The sequence below is a fragment of the Paenirhizobium cremeum genome, assembly GCF_022884085.1.
In the GTDB taxonomy this organism is placed as follows: Bacteria; Pseudomonadota; Alphaproteobacteria; order Rhizobiales; family Rhizobiaceae; genus Allorhizobium; species Allorhizobium cremeum.
Genome location: NZ_JAGGCS010000010.1, coordinates 1 through 17,648, shown reverse-complemented (window position 1 = coordinate 17,648; position 17,648 = coordinate 1). Strand labels below are relative to the sequence as shown.

The 17,648-nt window shown below is 62.8% G+C and carries 16 protein-coding genes; 7 read left to right on the top strand and 9 right to left on the bottom strand.

Going from position 1 to position 17,648, the window contains the following annotated elements; translation table 11 throughout:
- Entirely contained in the window at window positions 1–1,431 is a 1,431-nt protein-coding gene (locus tag J5N58_RS17545) for an FAD-binding oxidoreductase (protein ID WP_244711997.1), read from the top strand.
- Window positions 1,428–1,823: a winged helix-turn-helix domain-containing protein gene (locus J5N58_RS17540; RefSeq protein ID WP_113466827.1), complete on the top strand. Its 396-nt coding sequence runs from the start codon at window positions 1,428–1,430 to the stop codon at window positions 1,821–1,823. Before J5N58_RS17545 ends, J5N58_RS17540 begins: the two co-directional genes overlap by 4 nt.
- A 246-nt stretch (window positions 1,824–2,069) precedes the next feature.
- Here J5N58_RS17540 and modC read toward each other — a convergent pair whose 3' ends face one another.
- From modC to modA, 3 genes are read right to left on the bottom strand one after another with little or no spacing between them, the layout of a single operon-like run.
- Window positions 2,070–3,155 carry a molybdenum ABC transporter ATP-binding protein gene (gene modC, locus J5N58_RS17535; RefSeq protein WP_244711995.1) on the bottom strand — a complete coding sequence of 362 codons (1,086 nt, stop codon included), beginning with the start codon at window positions 3,153–3,155 and terminating at the stop codon, window positions 2,070–2,072.
- The gene (gene modB / locus J5N58_RS17530) at window positions 3,155–3,847 is read right to left on the bottom strand and encodes a molybdate ABC transporter permease subunit (protein ID WP_112828995.1); all 693 of its coding nucleotides are present in this window, start codon (window positions 3,845–3,847) and stop codon (window positions 3,155–3,157) included. The genes modC and modB overlap by 1 nt, the downstream gene beginning before the upstream one ends.
- A 48-nt stretch (window positions 3,848–3,895) precedes the next feature.
- Window positions 3,896–4,696, bottom strand: coding sequence for a molybdate ABC transporter substrate-binding protein (gene modA, locus J5N58_RS17525; protein WP_244711992.1), 801 nt, complete (start codon window positions 4,694–4,696; stop codon window positions 3,896–3,898).
- A 395-nt stretch (window positions 4,697–5,091) separates the two neighbouring features.
- Here modA and J5N58_RS17520 point away from each other — a divergent pair, with 395 nt between their 5' ends.
- Window positions 5,092–5,658 (top strand): DUF6101 family protein, encoded by a 567-nt coding sequence (locus tag J5N58_RS17520; RefSeq protein ID WP_112829144.1) that lies wholly within the window; start codon window positions 5,092–5,094, stop codon window positions 5,656–5,658.
- Window positions 5,659–5,734: 76 nt separating this feature from the next.
- Here J5N58_RS17520 and dmeF read toward each other — a convergent pair whose 3' ends face one another.
- The 3 genes from dmeF to ubiA all read right to left on the bottom strand — a co-directional run bounded on the left by dmeF (window position 5,735) and on the right by ubiA (window position 8,122).
- Window positions 5,735–6,676: a CDF family Co(II)/Ni(II) efflux transporter DmeF gene (gene dmeF / locus J5N58_RS17515; protein WP_244712158.1), complete on the bottom strand. Its 942-nt coding sequence runs from the start codon at window positions 6,674–6,676 to the stop codon at window positions 5,735–5,737.
- A gap of 119 nt (window positions 6,677–6,795) precedes the next feature.
- Window positions 6,796–7,074, bottom strand: coding sequence for a metal/formaldehyde-sensitive transcriptional repressor (locus tag J5N58_RS17510; protein WP_112828992.1), 279 nt, complete (start codon window positions 7,072–7,074; stop codon window positions 6,796–6,798).
- A gap of 94 nt (window positions 7,075–7,168) precedes the next feature.
- The gene (gene ubiA, locus J5N58_RS17505; protein WP_244711990.1) at window positions 7,169–8,122 is read right to left on the bottom strand and encodes a 4-hydroxybenzoate octaprenyltransferase; all 954 of its coding nucleotides are present in this window, start codon (window positions 8,120–8,122) and stop codon (window positions 7,169–7,171) included.
- 177 nt (window positions 8,123–8,299) lie between these two features.
- On the opposite strand from ubiA, the gene J5N58_RS17500 reads away from it, so the two are divergent.
- A complete protein-coding gene (locus J5N58_RS17500) occupies window positions 8,300–9,049 on the top strand; it encodes a hypothetical protein (RefSeq protein WP_244711988.1) in 750 nt (249 codons plus the stop codon).
- 11 nt (window positions 9,050–9,060) lie between these two features.
- Here the strand turns inward: J5N58_RS17500 and J5N58_RS17495 are convergent, their stop codons facing one another.
- From J5N58_RS17495 to J5N58_RS17485, 3 genes are all read right to left on the bottom strand, one after another.
- A complete protein-coding gene (locus tag J5N58_RS17495; RefSeq protein ID WP_113466821.1) occupies window positions 9,061–9,864 on the bottom strand; it encodes a MipA/OmpV family protein in 804 nt (267 codons plus the stop codon).
- A 237-nt stretch (window positions 9,865–10,101) separates the two neighbouring features.
- Window positions 10,102–11,358, bottom strand: coding sequence for a cyclopropane fatty acid synthase (locus J5N58_RS17490; RefSeq protein ID WP_244711986.1), 1,257 nt, complete (start codon window positions 11,356–11,358; stop codon window positions 10,102–10,104).
- Between the two features lie 165 nt (window positions 11,359–11,523).
- Window positions 11,524–13,839: a Tex family protein gene (locus J5N58_RS17485; RefSeq protein ID WP_244711983.1), complete on the bottom strand. Its 2,316-nt coding sequence runs from the start codon at window positions 13,837–13,839 to the stop codon at window positions 11,524–11,526.
- Between the two features lie 177 nt (window positions 13,840–14,016).
- On the opposite strand from J5N58_RS17485, the gene purD reads away from it, so the two are divergent.
- The 3 genes from purD to J5N58_RS17470 all read left to right on the top strand — a co-directional run.
- Window positions 14,017–15,288 carry a phosphoribosylamine--glycine ligase gene (gene purD, locus J5N58_RS17480; RefSeq protein ID WP_244711980.1) on the top strand — a complete coding sequence of 424 codons (1,272 nt, stop codon included), beginning with the start codon at window positions 14,017–14,019 and terminating at the stop codon, window positions 15,286–15,288.
- A gap of 115 nt (window positions 15,289–15,403) precedes the next feature.
- Entirely contained in the window at window positions 15,404–15,874 is a 471-nt protein-coding gene (locus J5N58_RS17475; protein WP_113426208.1) for a plant virulence effector HPE1-like domain-containing protein, read from the top strand.
- A 425-nt stretch (window positions 15,875–16,299) separates the two neighbouring features.
- Window positions 16,300–17,648 (top strand): cache domain-containing protein (locus tag J5N58_RS17470; RefSeq protein WP_244711978.1); only part of this gene is annotated, 1,349 nt, incomplete at its 3' end.

The window sequence follows — 17,648 nt, the reverse complement described above, 5'->3', positions numbered from 1 at the left end:
GTGAACGGCAGCCCCCTGTCCGAAACCTTGCAGTCCTTCGTGACGATTGTCGGAGAGGCAAACGCGCTGACCGCGCCCGCCGATATCGCCCCCTATCTGGTCGAAAGCCGGGGGCTCTACCACGGCTCCTCGCCGCTGGTGCTGAAGCCCGGCTCGACGCAGGAGGTTTCCGCCATCATGGCTCTCGCCAGCCGGACAGGCACACCCATCGTGCCGGCCGGCGGACGCACCGGCCATGTGGGCGGACAGGTGCCGCGCGACGGTTCTGCCGACGTCGTGCTGTCGCTGGAACGCATGAATCGCATCCGCGAGATCGACACCGCCGGCGAGGTTATCGTGGCCGATGGCGGCGCGATCCTCGCCGATATCCAGAAGGCGGCGGAAGCGCACGACCGCCTGTTTCCGCTGTCGCTCGGCTCGGAAGGCTCCTGCCGCATCGGCGGCAATCTCTCGACCAATGCGGGCGGCACCGCCGTGCTCGCCTATGGCAACATCCGCCAACTCTGCCTCGGGCTGGAAGTGGTGTTACCGACGGGCGAGATCTGGGACGGGCTGAGACGGCTGAAGAAGGACAACAGCGGCTACGACCTGCGCGACCTCTTCATCGGCGCGGAAGGCACGCTCGGCATCATCACCGGCGCGGTGCTTAAGCTCTTTCCACGGCCCCGCGGCCGGCAGGTGGCTTTCGTCGGACTCGCCTCGCCGGAAGACGCGCTTACGCTTTTCGAACGCGCCTCGACACTCTGCGGCAGCGCGCTGACCGGTTTCGAGATCATGCCGCGCATCGGTATCGACTTCACCACGAAGCATATTGCCGGCGTTCGCGATCCCCTGCCCTCGGCCCACCCGTGGTATGCGCTGATCGACATCTCGACATCGGATTCCGCCGAAACTGCGGAAAGGATGATCGCCAGCCTGCTGGAGGAGACCCATGACACCGGGCTGGTCAAGGATGCGGCCGTCGCCGCGTCGCTCGCCCAGCAGAACGCCTTCTGGCACTTGAGGGAAAGCATGTCGGAGGCGCAGAAGCCCGAAGGCGGCTCCATCAAGCACGACGTCTCGGTGCCCGTTTCGAGCGTGCCGCGCTTCCTTGCGGATGCGGATGCCGCCGTGCTCGCCCGCATGCCGGACGCCCGTATCGTCTCCTTCGGCCATCTCGGCGACGGAAATATCCATTACAACATCAGCCAGCCGGTCGGCGCCGACAAGGCCGAGTTCATCGCCCGCTGGCGGGAGATGAATGCCATCGTGCATGCCGTGGTGCACGCCCATGGCGGCTCGATCTCGGCGGAACATGGTGTCGGCCAATTGAAGCGCGACGAACTGGCGGCAATCCGCCCCGCAATCGAGACGGAGCTGATGAGACGCATCAAGCGGGCCTTCGATCCGGCCGGCATCATGAACCCGGGCAAGGTGGTCACGACGGAATGAACGGAGACAAAATCAGGCTGACACTGAGGCTCGACCTGCCGAACGGCGTCCGCCTCGGTCCGGGCAAAATATCGCTGCTTGCCGGCATCGCCGAACACGGCTCGATCCGGGCGGCGGGCGCGACCATGGGCATGTCCTACCGCCGGGCTTGGCTGCTCGCCGACGAAATCAACCGCATGTTCAAGGAGCCGTCGATCTTCACCCGCCACGGGGGGAAAAGCGGCGGCGGCGCAGGATTGACGCCGTTCGGGGAAAGCCTGCTCGAGCGTTGCCGGAAGATGGAGGCGGAAAGTCGCAAGCTTCTTACCGACGATCTTTCGTGGCTCGAGGACATGACAGCGCCCGATTTTCAGCCTGCGGGTGGAGCTGCGAAGGATGTGCACGAGGATTGATCCTTTGGGAACTGAACGACAAGCTACGAGCTTGTGATTACCCCCTCTGGCCTGCCGGCCATCTCCCCCACAAGGGGGGAGACCGGATAGGGGAACCCGCCAGTTCCCTCTCCGACAAGATGGGTAGGCACAGTGGGCAGCCGCTCTGCGCTCTCCCCCCTTGTGGGGGAGATGGCCGGCAGGCCAGAGGGGGCACCCGGAACACCGCCGTGGCAGCTCCAGCAAGTCCACTCGCTTTAATCTATCTTACCGCGCCGACTGCCGGAAAATGGCTTCGGAGGCGAGCGACACGGTCTTGAACAGCAGATGCACCGACGAACCGACGAAAAGGCCGAGGGCGGCCGCCGAGCGTCGCGTGACCTCGCAGATCATCGCTTCGCCGCCGCAATCGACGGAGACCATGACCGAGCTTCCCTCCTCGCGCAGGCCGGTGACGACACCGGAGAGCCTGTTGAGCGTGGAAATGCCTTCCGGAAGGCCGGTCGCAACGACGATCTCGCTGACCGGTACGAAGACGCGGATATGGGTTCCCATCGCTACGTCGGTCTTCCTGAGGAAAAGCGGTCCGGCCCGGCTTTCCGCAAGAGTTATGCCGTCCTCCACGCTCTGGCCCGTGACGGTGGCATGCAGGAAATTACCCGGCTGGACGCCTGCCCCGGGCGCAAGCACCTCGAGAACCTCATCCGGCGCACCGATCGCGGTGGCCCGGCCATGGGAAAGTGCCACCACGCGGGTCGCCAGACGGGCGACCTCCTCAAGAGAATGGCTGACATAAAGGATCGGGATGCCGACCTCGTCGCGGATGCGCTCGATATCGGGAAGGATCGCGGCCTTCAGCTCGACATCGAGCGCCGACAGCGGCTCGTCCATCAGGAGAAGACGCGGGTTCGACATCAGGGCACGGCCAAGCGCCACACGCTGCTTTTCGCCGCCGGAAAGGCCGGAAGGGCGGCGCGCGAGCAATCCGGATATACCCAGCAGATCCGCCACGCGGTCCAGGCTTTCGCGGCGTTCGGCAGCCGGGGCAAAGCGGGTTCCGTAGAGCATGTTCTGGCGCACGGTCAGATGCGGAAAAAGCCGGCCTTCCTGGAAGACATAACCGATGCGCCGGCGGTGCGGCGGCACGAAACGGCCGGTCTCGCCGTCGCTCCAGACATCGCCGTTGAAAACGATGCGGCCCTTCATCGGCCGCACCAGTCCGGCGACGAGATTGATGAGCGTGGTCTTGCCGGAACCGGACGGGCCGAAGAAGACGGTCAGCCCCTGCCCGACCGAAAGATCGGCGACGAGATCGAAACTTCCCTGATGATGCACGATGTCGATGGTCAGCATCAGGCGCTCCCCATCCGCATCGCCAACCGGCGCGACAGGATTTCGGACGCCACCAGCGCCACCAGCGAAACGGCAATCGAGATGAGGGTCAGGCGCATGGCCTGGAGATCGCCGCCCGGCACCTGGGTATAGGTATAGATGGCCGAGGCCAGCGTCTGGGTTTCGCCGGGAATATTGGAGACGAAGGTGATGGTCGCGCCGAATTCGCCCATCGCCTTGGCGAAGGCGAGAACAGTTCCCGCCGCGATGCCCGGCAGGATCAACGGCAGCGTCACGGTCACGAATACCCATGCGGGCGACGCGCCGAGCGTCGAGGCGGCGGCCTCCAGCTTGCGGTCGACCGCATCCAGCGACAGCCGGATGGAGCGCACCAGAAGAGGGAAGCCCATGACACCCGCCGCCAGCGCCGCACCGGTCCAGCGGAAGGAGAAGACAAGCCCGAACCACTGGTCGAGAAAGGCGCCGACCGCGCCGCGCCGGCCGAAGGTAATCAGCAGCAGGTAGCCCGTGACGACCGGCGGCATGATGAGCGGCAGATGCACCAGGCCGTTCAGAAGCGTCTTGCCGTAAAATTCCCGGCGGGACAGCAGCCATGCGATCAAGACGCCGAACGGCAGCGAGAAGGCCACGGCGGTTCCCGCGACCTTCAGGCTGAGCAGCATGGCTGTGGTTTCTTCGGCGGTCAGCGTCACGCAGCGGACCGCCTCTCGGTCAGGAACATGTCAGGACGTGGCCGGATATCAGTTGGTCTTGGCAAGCACCGTGAAGCCGGCTGCCGTGAAGATTTCCCGCGCCTTGGCTCCCTGGAGATATTCGAGGAAGGCTTTGGCGTCGGCATTCTGGGTGTCCTTCAGCAGGGCGGCCGGATAGATGATCGCAGGGTGGCTCGATTCGGGAAAACGGTCCACGACCTTCACTTCCTTTTCCACCTTGGCATCCGTTTCATAGACGATACCGAGCGGCGCTTCGGCGCGGGAGACGAGGAGAAGAGCCGCGCGCACGCTGTCCGCCTGGGCGACGTCGCTCTTGACGCTATCCCACACGCCGAGCTTTTCCAGCGCAGCCTTGCCATAGAGCCCGGCCGGCACCGATTCCGTGTTGCCCATGGCGAGCTTGCCGCCGGCGAGAAGATCCTTCAGCGGGAAGCCTTCGGCAATCGTCGTGGCCACGCTCGAGTCCTTCGGGGCGACGAGGACGATGCGGTTGCCGAGCAGGTTGATGCGCGTGTCGGCGGCGATCAGGCCGGCCTTGTCGAGGTAGTCCATCCATTTCAGGTCGGCGGAGAAGAAGATGTCGGCCGGCGCACCTTCCTGGATCTGCTTGGCAAGCGCAGAGCTTGCCGCCAGCGACACGCTCGTTTCCTTGCCGGTTTCGGCTTTCCAGGCGGCGGAGATATCACCCAGCACTTCCTTCAGGCTGGCGGCGGCGAAAACGGTAACCGGCTCGGCGGCGAACGCGGCTGATACCGGCTGGGCGAGGACGGCGGCGGCAACGACCGCGGCCCGGGCAAGATTGCGGAAGGAACGGAACGAAATGTGCATGAAAGGCCTCTCGATCTATCGATATATCTCAATGGATATATCGATAGCGAAAAAGCAATGCGGCGACAAGGGAGGGATCGACGGAAGAACCGCAAATATGCGCCGCGCCGGATCGTCCGCAGACATAAGAACCGGCGCCGGCGGCAAGGCTTTTGCGGCCCGCGGGCCGGCGCGAGCATCCGTCCCATTGGCCGACACATGCAGCCCGTTATTCACGTTTCCGAAACCCTGCCTCGTCCGAAAATGCTAACCATTTGACGTGGCAAAGTTTTTTTAACCGCAATTTTTAAGCTGTCCGGAACAGGGCGCCGGTATGGTCAGGCTACAGAGGACGAAAAAGTCCCGATCAGAGAAACGCATGAAGCGCTCTCGGGTAAAACAAGGGTAGCATGAAGATGACGAACACGGTTATGAAGCCCGCATGGGCAGGAGCGACATTGCGGCTGGATCCTTCCCGTTTTCCGCAACAGGTCACCTACGCATTGCGCGGAACGTCCGGCGATGTCACCATTACGATTGACGAACGGGGCGCCGTTCTGCGAAAGATCCTGCCAGCCAGCGGATTGCCGCTCTCGTTCGCGCTGCCGGCCCGCGCCTTCAAGGGGGTCGCGGCCCGCGCGATCGACCATGGCGACGGGGAGGTTACCGTGACACTCGAACTGCACCACGACGATCCGGAACTCTGCATTCCGCTTCTGGTCGCCCATGATCTCTGCGATATCGCCGCCGACTGGCGCAACTGGTCGGATGCCTTCCGCATCCCCATGCTGATGGTCGAGGCTGACGGCATTGCCCGGCCGCTCGAGGATCATCTCGGCGAGGTTCGCGCCCGCGAAACCCAGCCGCGCCGCCGCCATTCCTATTTCGCCGACCGCCGGCCGCGTTTTCTCGTTCGCCGCACCACCGGCAAGCTCGGCGTCACGATGAAAATTTCCGGCAAGGAAATCATCGCCCGCAGTTGATCCTTCAGGGACAAGTTACAATCGAAAGGGTCTGGACACCGTCCGGACCCTTTCATCGTTTCAGAACGGTACAAGCTCAGGCCGCCTCGGCCCGCTCGACCTCGACGGTGACGTGGGACAGATCGGGAATGCGGGCGAGTTTTTCGCGATAATAGGACGGCGCGCGCGGCTCGGCGGCCGTCAGCGAGACGATGGCGCCGTGATGGCCCGGACCAAGCTGCCAGACATGCAGATCGGCGATCTCCGCCCCTTCCGGCTCGATGATCGCGCGGATCTCATCCGGCAGACCTTCGCTACGCGGAACATAATCGAGGAGGACGCCGCCCGCCTCGCGCATGAGGCCATAGGCCCAGCGGCCGATAATCACCGTGCCGACAAGGCCGATGACCGGATCGAGCCAGAGCCAGCCGTAAAAACGGCCGGCGAAAAGGCCGGCAATGGCCAGAACCGAGGTCAGCGCATCGGCGATCACATGGACATAGGCGGCGCGCAGATTGGTATCTCCGCCGCCATGCGCATGGCTGCCCGCATGGGCGTGGCTGCCGGCGTGATCGTGATGGTGGCCATGATGATGACCCTGGCCGGCACCGTGATGGTCATGATCGTCCCAGAGCAGCCAGGCGCAGACGAGATTGACCACCAGGCCGAGGATGGCGACCGCGATAGCCTCGTTGAAATCAATGGACACCGGATTACGGAAGCGCATCAGGCTTTCCCAGCCGATCAGAAGCGCCACCATGGCCAGTACGATAGCGCTCGAAAAGGCCGCGAGATCCCCGAACTTGCCGGTGCCGAAGGTGAAGCGCGCATTGCCGACATTCTGCAGCGCATAGCGGTAGGCGAGCGCCGAAATGAGGATGGCGCCGGCATGGGTTGCCATGTGCCAGCCGTCCGCCAGCAAGGCCATGGACCCGAAGAGGGTCCCGGCCGCGATCTCCCCCACCATCATCGCCGAGGTAATGGCAATGACGGCCCATGTCTTGCGCGCGTTGCGCTGGTGATCGGCACCGAGGAACATATGATGATGCCGGGCGGCGAGGCGGGGCTGACCTTCCGCATGGGCATCGGCATGCGGATTGGCATGGGCATGCGGATGGGGATGGGGATGATCGTGATGGTGATCGTCGTGGCCGTGCGTCATTTCAGATAGCTCCTGATGACATCGATCAGTTCAGCGGCCCCCTTGGCGCGCTCGGGGTCCTCCTCGCGGTCGGGATTGACCACGTGTTCGCGAATGTGATCCTCGATCAGTTCCGCAGTCAGGCCGGTCATCGCGCCACGGACCGAAGCGACCATGTTGAGAATATCGCCGCAGGGCGCTTCCGCCAGCAGCGCGGTTTCAATGGCTTCCATCTGCCCCTTCATCCGTCTGACGCGGGCAAGCAGCTTCGCTTGATGCTTTATAGTATGACTCATACTATAGGGGGGTACCCTATTTTCCAACGAAACGCAAAAGCATATCTCCCGGCATTGCCGGGCGATCGATCAGGCCTTCATGAGATCGGAAAAATCAGGCGAAGGGAATGGCCAGCAGCAGGCCGGCAAACAGGATCACACCAACGCGGTTGTTTGACTTGAACAGGGCAAGGCACTGGTCTGCATTGTCGATATCGATAACGACGATCTGCCAGACCAGCATGCCGAGCGCGACAAACAGGCCGAGATAGGCGAAGATGCCCACGCCCGCGGCGATGAAGGCCGCAAGGATCAGCAGGAAGGTAATGCCGTAAAGGGCGATCAGCCAGTAGCGCGTATCATCGCCGAACAACCGCGCGGTGGAACGGACGCCGACGAGTGCGTCGTCCTCCTTGTCCTGATGGGCATAGATCGTGTCGTAACCGATCGTCCAGGCCACCGCCGCAAAGTAAAGCAGCACGGCGGAGAGCGACAGCGAGCCCTGCAACCCGGCCCATCCCATCAGCCCGCCCCAGGAAAAGGCGAGACCCAGGAAGAATTGCGGCCAGTCGGTAAAGCGCTTGGCAAAGGGATAGATTGCGACGACCGCCAGCGACAAGATGCCCAGCAGAATGGAAAAACCGTTGAAGCAAAGGAGGACGACAAGCCCCACCAGTGCCTGCGCCACCATGAAGAGCTTCGCCTCGTTGCGGCTGACCCGGCCGGACGGCAAAGGCCTGGAACGGGTGCGCGCGACCTGCATGTCGATGTCGTGGTCGACGATGTCGTTATAGGTGCAGCCGGCGCCACGCATGGCAACCGAACCGACGAAGAACAGGACGAGATGGAAAAGGAAAAGCGAAAAGGACAGGCGCCCTTCCGCGGCCAGCGCATTGGCGGCCATGGCCGACGACCAGAAGCACGGCCACATCAGGAGCTGCCAGCCGATCGGCCGGTCCCAGCGCGCGAGCTGCGCATAAGGCCAGAGGCCGCGCGGCAAGGTCCGGTAAACCCAATTGTCGGAAGGCGCGTCGGCGACGCGGCCCGCAAAATCACCTGTCTGTTGCATGGCGCCATCTAAAGGCGGCGCCGGAGCCGGGTCAAGCACGATCGGAGCCACGGGCCCGCAATCAAATACTCCTAAAAGGTGTATTCATCGACATTCACATCTTTTGAGGGATTTCACATTGCCTGAACCGATCATCAATGATTGTATTTGTTGAATGTACAATCTTTGGGGGAATCGATGCGCAATCATATGCTCTTCATCGCGGCATCCGTGACACTCGCCGGCTGCACCGCAGTCACCAAACCTCCCTCGCCGCCGACGCTGGAGAGCATACACCCCCCCGGCTATGCGACCGTGGCGCCCACGAGCGGGATCGAGGTCGGTCACCTCTACTTCTCCGGCAAGGGAAAGAGGCCGAAGTTCATGACCGCCGATGGCACCGTCTACAATGCCTTGTGCTACGACGACTTCCTGAAGACCGGCGCACTGAAGGATCTCGAGGCCCAGGTCGTCGTCGAGGACAAGGTTCGGGTCGACAAGAAGACGGAGAATGCCAGCAGGACGTCAAGCGCGGGCCTTTCCATCGACAAGCTTGCCAAACTCGGCGTGATCTCCGCCGACGCCAGTGCCAAGGGCTCGCGTATCTACACGATGGAAAACGTGCGGGAACTGACCTTGACGGAAGCCGGCGCCAAGCTCGTCATGGAGAAGATCGGCGACGAATGCCGCGCAGTTATTGCCGAACGGAAGGCCGCGGGCAGCAATGTCATTCTCGTCCTCAATGCCTGGCGCGCCGACAAGCTGACCGATGTCACCAACCAGTATCTCGGCGGATCGGCTGGCTTGAGTGTCGGCGGCACGATCACGTCCAGCGACGGCAAGACCAAGGTGATCGGCAATGGCGGAGGGTTTGGCGGCGAAGGACGCCGCGACGGCACCACGGAATACTCCTATGTCGTCGTGTCGATCAACCCGGACAAGCTATAGGCGCCTGCCGTTCAGTCGAGGCTGAAGCCGAACTTGTAGCTGGCGGAAACGCCGAACATGAACTGGTTCTTCGAGCCCCGTTCGTCGACGAGCGTGCTGTCGCCGGCGGGGCCGACCAGCCGCGAATATTCCGCGAAGGCGCTGGTCGAGAGTTGTTCCGTCGCCCTCCAGGTCACCGCGGTGCCGACGCCGACCGACTGCCAGCCGCCATCGGGATCGTACTGGCCAAGGCCCGACGCGGCCGATTCCTCGGCATTCACGCCGAAATAGGCCTTAGAATAGCCGCTGGTGGCATAGCGGGCGCGCGGACCGCCGGAAATCTGGATATCGGGGGCGATGTCGGTGAAGACGTCGGCCGAAAGATCGGCGACAAGGCCGTCATGGCTGCGGATGCCCTGGCGCAGTTCGCCACGGAGGCGAACGAAATCGGTCGGATAGACGTCGACGAAGCCGCCGAGTTCGGCACCCCACTTGACGTCGGAGAGCCCCTTCAGGTCCCTGTAGTCGTCGGAATCGCGCCCCGGAACGATCTTGCCGGCGACACCGGCGCGGAACATGTCCGTGTCGACAATGGCAAAGGAAGCGCTGTCATTGCGCGAAGAAAAGCGCGAGCCGCTTCCCTGGCGGCCAAGCGAAATGATCGGCGAGAACGACAGTTTCCGGCTGTCGGCGCCTTCGAACTTCGGGCCGGAAATACCGGCACCGCCAAGCGTCAGATACCAGTCACCGGACCAGAAATGTTCACCTGCATGGCCTTCGGTGGCAAAAATGCTGAAAAAGCTCACGGAAACGAGGGCAAGCGCCGGCTTTCGCATGGGTCGATCCTACAAACGCAATACTGAAATTCTGCTCACAGGCAGAGAGGATGCATCAAATTCGCACGAATGCATTACCGGAGCATTAACCACGAAGGGTCTTGCCCAGATCGAAATGCCATTGAGCTCTTATTGCAGCCTTCATGATAACATCATGCGGCATGACGCTAGGGATGAAACTGTCAAAGAAACAATCCGGCGGGCGCATTTCCGTCCGCGATACGGCCGCCGGCGGTTCTAGAACTCAACCTTTTCCAGCGGCGTCCTTGCCCCTTCCATCACCTTCAGCCTTTCCTCCGCCTCGGCGATATAGCTGCGGTTGTCGGGCACGACGAACTGGCTCCTGGTGAGCTGCATCTGGAAGATGAAGAAGTTCTCGTGGCTGAAGGCCATTTCGGAACCGGCGAGATAAAACTCCCACATGCGGAAGAAACGCTCGTCATAAAGCGACACCACCTCGGCCTTGCGGGCAAGAAAGCGTTGGCGCCAGTGGCGCAACGTGCGCGCATAGTGATGCGGCAGGATCTCGATATCGCGGACGAGCAGGCCTGACTTCTCCACCGCAGGCAGGACCTCCGCGACGGACGGGATGTAACCTCCAGGAAAGATGTACTTTTCGAAGAAGGGGTTGTTGAAAAGCGACGGATAGGGCTGGCCGATGGAATGCAGCACCATCACGCCGCCTTCCTTCAGAAGCTCCGCAACCTTGGAGAAGAAGTGGCGGTAGTTGTGGCGGCCGACATGTTCGAACATGCCGACCGAGACGATGCGGTCGAAGGGCGCGGACCGCATGGTACGATAGTCCTGAAGGTCGAAACGAACCCGGTCGGAAAGACCGCGCTTTTCGGCCCGGCCGCGCGAAACGCGCAATTGTTCGGTGGAGAGCGTGATACCGTTGACCTCAACACCGGCCATCTCGGCGAGATACATGGCCATGCCGCCCCAGCCCGAACCGATTTCCAGCACCCGCTGCTTCGGTTCCAGCAGCAGCTTGGCGGCAATGTGCCGCTTCTTGGCGATCTGCGCCTCGTCGAGGGAAATGCCTTCGGGATGGAAATAGGCGCAGGAATACTGCCAGTCCTGATCGAGGAAGAGGTCGAAGAGCTTGGCCGAGAGATCGTAGTGATGCGCGACGTTGCGGCGGTTGTGGTTGACCGGGAAAAGACCGCAGATCCGGGTCAGGCAGAAGCGCATAAGCCCGCGCCAGACCATGCCGAAGCTCAGATCCTCGGCCAGTGTATTCGATTTCACCAGAGCCAGAAGTTCGTAGATGTCGCCTTCCTCGACGATCATCCGGCCGTCCATGTAGATTTCACCGAGCTTGAGCTGGGGATCGGCGACCAGCTCGTTTTCCGCCTTTTCGTCGGTGAAGCGCAGGGCTACCGGTTGGCCGCTGCCGTCTCCGATGGTCTTCGTCCGGCCATCCGCGAAGGTTACGCGGAAATTTCCTTTTCGGATGATCCTTGTCAGTAAGTCCTCAAGCCTTGAGGTCATTCATGCCCCCATTATGCCATTATACAAACGTCTAAAATCTATCGCGTCCGCGGGGCGAGGCAAGCGCGCGATTGTTATCGAAGCTTCATATTTTTTGAGGCATAGGGAACCGAAGGCCTGTGAACCAGGCCTTCGGCATTCATATTTCCGCGGAATTTTGCCGTGTTATTTCCGGCGCATGGCCTCCGCAAGCGCTGCGCCAAGCCCGCCGATGGCAGGCGTTTCCGCCTTTCCGCCCGGCTTGGCCCCGGCGTTGCGCATGTTGCCCTGACCACGATTGTCACGGGTTGAAGGCGGGGGAGCCTCCCCGCCGTCCTTGCGCATGGTGAGGGCGATGCGCTTGCGCTTCACGTCCACCTCGACCACGCGAACCTTCACGACGTCGCCCGCCTTGACCACCTCATGGGGGTCCTTGACGAAACGGTCGGCGAGCTGTGAAACATGCACCAGCCCGTCCTGGTGGACGCCGATATCGACGAAAGCGCCGAAGGCTGCGACATTGGTGACGGTGCCTTCCAGCAGCATGCCGGGCTTGAGATCGGTGATCTCGTCGACGCCCTCGGCAAAGGTCGCCGTCTTGAAGCTCGGGCGCGGGTCGCGGCCCGGCTTGTCCAGTTCGGCGATGATGTCCTTGACCGTCGGCAGGCCGAACTGCTCGTCGATGAACTTCCTCGGATCGAGGCTCTTCAGCAGGGCGCTGTCGCCCATCAGGCTGCGCAGGTCCCGACCGCAGGCGGCCACGATCTTCTTCGCCACGCGATAGGCTTCCGGATGCACGGAGGATGCATCGAGCGGCTCGATGCCATTCGGGATGCGCAGGAAGCCGGCGCATTGCTCAAATGTGCGGGCGCCGAGACGCGGCACCTTCAGCAGGTCCTTGCGGCTTTCGAAAGCTCCGGCCTGATCGCGATAAGCGACGATGGCTTCGGCAATCGAGCTGCCGAGACCGGACACGCGGGCAAGCAGCGGCACCGAGGCCGTATTGAGGTCCACGCCGACGGCGTTCACCGCGTCTTCCACGACCGCATCGAGCGAGCGGCCGAGTTTGCCCTGATCGACGTCGTGCTGGTACTGGCCGACGCCGATCGACTTCGGCTCGATCTTCACCAGTTCGGCCAGCGGGTCCTGCAGGCGGCGGGCAATGGAAACGGCGCCGCGCAGCGATACATCGAGCCCCGGGAATTCGCGGGCGGCCGATTCCGACGCCGAATAAACGGAAGCGCCGGCTTCCGAAACGATGACTTTCGTCGGCTTCGCGGCGGTCGACGGAAACTGCGACAGCATGTCGGCCACCAGTTTTTCGGTCTCGCGGCTGCCGGTGCCGTTGCCGATGGCGATCAATTCCACCTTGTGCTTGCGGATGAGGCCGGCGAGTTCCGCCTGCGCACCGCGCACATCGTTCTTCGGCGGGAAGGGATAGACGGTCGTCGTTTCCAGCAGCTTGCCGGTGCCGTCAACGACGGCGACCTTGACGCCGGTACGGATGCCCGGATCGAGACCCATGGTGGCGCGCGAGCCGGCGGGGGCGGCCAGCAGCAGGTCCTTGAGGTTGCGGGCAAACACATGGATCGCCTCTTCCTCGGCGCGCTCGCGCAGTTCGCGCATCAGATCGAGCGACAGCGAAACGGAGAGTTTCACCCGCCAGGTCCAGCCGGCGACCTCCATCAGCCACTGGTCGGCGGGACCGGCCTGACGGATCTCATAGGCTGCGGCGATAGTGCGCTGGGCCGGCTTGACCGGCGACGGATCGTCCTTGTCGACCTCGATCGAAAGCGTCAGCATTTCCTCGTTCCAGCCGCGCAGCATGGCGAGCGCGCGATGGCCAGGCACGGTTGCCCAGCGTTCGGAATGATCGAAGTAGTCGGCGAATTTCTCGCCGGCATTCTCCTTGCCTTCGACCACCTTCGAATAGAGGACGGCGCGCTCCTTCATGTCGTTGCGCAACCGGCCGATCAGGTCGGCATTTTCCGAGATCGCCTCGGCGACGATGTCGCGCGCACCTTCGAGTGCCGCCTTCACATCCGCAACGTCGGCGGTGATATAGGCCTCGGCCAGCGTTGCGGGATCGGCAGCGCGGTTGGCCCATATGGCATCGGCGAGCGGCTGCAGGCCCCTCTCGCGGGCTATCTCCGCGCGGGTGCGGCGCTTCGGCTTGTAGGGGAGATAGATGTCCTCGAGCTCCGCCTTGGTGGCGACCTGGAAGATCTTCACCATCAGTTCGTCGGTCATCTTGCCCTGGGAGGTGATCGATTCGACGATTGCCTTGCGGCGCGCGGCAAGCTCGCGCAGATAGGTGAGCCGTTCCGAGAGATCGCGCAACTGCGTATCGTCGAGGCCGCCCGTCACTTCCTTGCGGTAGCGGGCGATGAAGGGAACGGTGGCGCCTTCGTCCAGCAACTGCACGGCGGATGCCACCTGATCGGGGCGAGCCTTGATCTCGGAAGCGATGATCGCGGCGATGGATTTGATGTCGTCGGCCATGGTGATCCGGTCTTCTCCAAATTTGCGAGCCGCGACCATAGCGGCAGCGGCGATGAAGGCAACGCGGGCGCCCGGGGTTCCACAGGAAAGCACCGGTATCCCAAATGACGCTTTTCGCCTTGACCTTTCGGTCCCCTGCCCTTAACCGCCGGGATCATGGCATTCGGAGGGCAGGCGATGAAAGTTCTGTTGATCGGGTCTGGCGGACGCGAGCATGCGCTCGCCTGGAAACTGGCGCAATCGCCGCTGATGGAGGCATTCTATGCTCTGCCCGGCAATCCGGGTATCGGAGAGCACGCCACCCTCGTGCCGATTTCCGCGGACGACCAGGAAGAGATCCTCGCCTTCTGCCGCGGCCACGAGATCGACTTCGTCGTCGTCGGGCCGGAAGCGCCGCTGGTCGCGGGCCTTTCAGACAAGCTGCGCGCCGAAGGCTTCGCCGTCTTCGGCCCCTCCGCCGCCGCGGCCCAGCTCGAGGGCTCCAAGGGTTTCACCAAGGATCTGTGCGCCCGTTACGACATCCCGACCGGCGCCTATCAGCGTTTCAACAACGCTCCAAAGGCCAAGGCCTATATCCGCGCGCAGGGCGCGCCCATCGTCATCAAGGCCGACGGACTGGCCGCCGGCAAGGGCGTGACGGTCGCCATGACCGTCGAGGAAGCGCTGGCGGCGGTGGATGACTGCTTCGAGGGTGCGTTCGGCGAAGCCGGTGCGGAAGTCGTGGTCGAAGCCTTCCTCGACGGCGAGGAGGCGAGCTTCTTCTGCCTCTGCGACGGCAAGACGCTTCTGCCGCTCGCAACCGCACAGGATCACAAGCGTGTCGGCGACGGCGATACCGGCCCGAACACCGGCGGCATGGGCGCCTATTCGCCCGCTCCGGTGATGACGCCGGAACTGGTGGAGCGCACCATGCGCGAGATCATCGAGCCGACCATGCGCGGCATGGCGGACATGGGCATGCCGTTCTCCGGCGTGTTCTTCGCCGGCCTGATGATTACCGCAAAGGGCCCCGAACTCATTGAATACAATGTCCGCTTCGGCGATCCGGAATGCCAGGTGCTGATGATGCGGCTGAAGAGCGATCTCCTGCCGCTGCTTCACGCCGCGGCCACGGGCCGGCTGCACGAGGTTTCCGCCGAGTGGCGGGACGAGGCGGCGCTCACTGTCGTCATGGCTTCCAGGGGCTATCCCGGCTCCTACGAGAAGAACACGCCCATCGACGCCCTGCCCGAAGCCGAAGGTGACGCCAAGGTTTTCCATGCCGGCACGGCGTTGAAGGACGGGCGGCTCGTCGCCACCGGCGGGCGCGTTCTGAACGCCACGGCACTCGGCGCGAGCGTCGCTGCGGCCAAGGATCGCGCCTACGGCCTTGTCGACCAGGTCTCCTGGGAGAACGGCTTCTGCCGCCGTGATATCGGCTGGCGCGCCATCGGTCGGGAAAAGGGCTGAAAGGCCCGCAGTGCCGTCAAAAAACGACACATCGGTAAAATTGTAGCGATGCATCTGACCGGATAGCAACGAAAGGTGGCTATTTTCCCCTTGAAAGACATCCGGGGAACTCGCCATGCGCAATCTCGTTCTGACGTCCATCGTGGCTCTTGCCGCCGCACCGGCCTTCGCGTCCTCGATCGAGGTGGTCGGCGCCGATGCGGTGAAGGGCAACAGCATCGTCGTCATCTCGTGCGCCGACTGCCCGGTCCCGCTCCGGCAGGAAAAGAAAACCTATGTCGTGCCGCAGGTCGCACCGGGTGAGCAGGCGGCCGAGATCGTCGAAATCAACGGCGAAAAGAAACTGAAGCGGGTCGAATCCTGGATGGGTGGCTCGCCGGTGGTTTTCATGAGCACGGCCGAGGGCTGGACGACCGACGGCTCCAGGATCGCCGCGGCAGCGCCGCAGAGCGACGGCATCGACACCCAGGCCACGACCGCCGCCCTGCCGGTCAAGGCCGATGGCAACGCCATTCCGGCCGATGTGACCGGCCAGGGCGCCTCCCGACCCCTCGACCTGACGAATTTCCAGTTGCGGCTGAACTGAAGCCGCAGGCCTTCCCTGCCCCACCCAGCCTCACGATCCGGGCTGATCGGGCCTGCCTCGTCAATGCGGCGCAAGCGCCCCGGCCCAACCGGGGCGTTTTGCTGCTTCGGAACAAAAAACCGGCCCTAAGTCCGTCGGTGACGCCATGCCAAGGCAGGCGCCGCAAGGCATATGAGAAAAGTCGAATTTATTCATTAAATCCCGATAGTTAGACTATACTGCACAATAGTATCGTCCGCGACTAAAACCCTCCTATTTTTTGGGGTTTATTTGTTGCCGGCCCGATATAATTCAAATTTTACACACCTCCCCGCATCTTCGCTCCATAACCCGGAAGCCGCATGATGCATGTGCACTGGCGAGTGCAGAGGAACCTCGCGAGATTGGCAGGACGCCGCCGGACCCTTTTCATTGAGTGAGGACCTATGAAAAATCTGAAGATTTCCCGCCAGTTGCTTGGGTTGATCGGCGCCCTGATGATTGCATTCGGCATCGCGACCTATTTCCAGATCAGTTCGGCAGCGGACGCAATCTATGCCGAGCGCACCGACATGCTGCGCACGCAGGTCGAATCCGGGCTTGCTATCTTGCAGGCTTATGAAGACCGCGCCAAAGCCGGCGAGATGACCCAGGACGAGGCCAAGGCCCAGGCTTTCAGAACGCTGACCGCGATCAAGTACGAGCCGAACGGCTATCTTTTCGGTCTCGACTATGACGTGACCATGGTCTTTCACCCCGTGCAGAAGCAGGTTGGCCTGAGGCAGGCCGGCCAGCCCGACAAGATGGGCAACCTCTTCCGGGAAGAAATGATCGACAAAGCCCGCAAGGGCGGCGGCGTTACCGAATATTACTGGGAGAAGCCAGGAGACACCAGCGGCGAGGTTCACTTGAAGGCCGCCTACAGCCGCGCCTTCGAACCCTGGAAGATCGTGATCGGAACGGGCGTCTATATCGATGACCTCCAGGTCAAGATCAATGCGATGATCTGGAAGGCCCTGATGATCGGCGGCAGCGTCGCAGTGATCGGCCTTGCGGCTGCATGGTTCGTCATCCGCGGCATCACGCTGCCGCTGAAGGCGATCCACAACGCGCTGGAGGAAGTCGCCAACGAGAATGTCGATATCGCCATTCCGCATACCGACATGGGCAATGAAGTCGGCATGATGGCCAAGGCCACCGAGGAACTGCAGGAAAAGGTGCGCGAGCGGCATGCGCTTTCCGCCCGCCAGGAAGAGCAGCAGATGCAGCTCGACAGCGAACGCCAGCAGAATGCCGACATGCAGCGTTCCGAAGCCGAGCAGCAGGCCCGTGTCGTCTCGACCATCGGCCAGGCGCTGGAACAGCTTGCGCAGGGGGATCTCACCGTCCGCTGCGGCGATCTCGGCGTGAAATATTCCGGCCTGCGGGACAATTTCAACGAGGCGCTCTCGCATCTCGAGGCAGCCATGGCCAAGGTCAACGCCAAGGGCGTGGACATCGGGGGCTCCAAGGAGGAGATCCGGCGCGCCTCCAACGAGCTTTCCCAGCGCACCGAACGGCAGGCGGCAAACCTCGAGGAAACCTCGGCAGCACTCGACGAGCTGACGGTCGCGGTTCGCCAGACTGCCGAGGGCGCCCAGGAAGCGGCAAAGCGCGTCAATGCGGTCTCGACCGAAGCGTCCCGCTCGGACGCGGTCGTCGCCCAGGCGATTTCCGCCATGAGCGGCATCGAACACTCCTCCTCGGAGATTTCGAAGATCATCGGCGTGATCGACGAGATCGCCTTCCAGACCAA